The organism is Serratia sp. T13T92 (assembly GCF_047530105.1).
GTDB lineage: Bacteria > Pseudomonadota > Gammaproteobacteria > Enterobacterales > Enterobacteriaceae > Chania > Chania fonticola.
On record NZ_JBLJAK010000142.1, the window covers coordinates 1 to 601 of the forward strand.

Annotated in this window: 1 protein-coding gene; it reads right to left on the bottom strand. The window is 59.6% G+C overall.

Annotated elements, in window-relative coordinates:
* A partial coding sequence (locus ACMV5I_RS29630; RefSeq protein ID WP_414825981.1) for a transposase zinc-binding domain-containing protein occupies window positions 1-525 on the bottom strand: 525 nt, incomplete at its 3' end.
* Between the last annotated feature and the right edge of the window lie 76 nt (window positions 526-601).

The window sequence follows — 601 nt, forward strand, 5'->3', positions numbered from 1 at the left end:
GTTGTGTTTGACGTCGAGGCCGCCACGGGTGACGGAGACGTGGATATGCGGGTGCTGATTGAGCTGCCGGCCATAGGTGTGGAGTGCACAAAAGATGCCGACCTCGATACCCTGTCGGCGGGCCCAGAGGAGCATGGCCCGGGTGGCACAGCGAAACAGGTCGTTGAGCAGGGGCCAGTTGTTGTTGAAAAACGGCCACAGCAGGTGGGGCATGGTAAACGTGATGTGTTGCCAGTCGCAGTCGGGCAGGATGTGCTGCTGCTCGGCAATCCACTGCTCGGTGGCCTTGAAGCCGCAACTGCTGCAGGCCTTGGACTTGCAGCTCTGGCAGAAAAAGCGTGAGTGTGTGCAGTTCGGCGAGGCACAGCAATAACGGCGAACGCCCATGAGGCAAGTACCGCAGGCGAGCATGCGCTCGACGGCGAGTTTGGTCCAGTCGCTGAGGGTGTCGCCATGTTTATCCAGATACTGGCTCCAGCCGTCGTTATGCTGGAACAACAGCTTTGTGGGTCGCGGAATGTACATTGTGCAGAGTATAGAGGGTGGCAGGTAATGGGAAAAGGGCCTCGGCGTCAGCGTGCTCACGTCGCAGGCGTGCTAA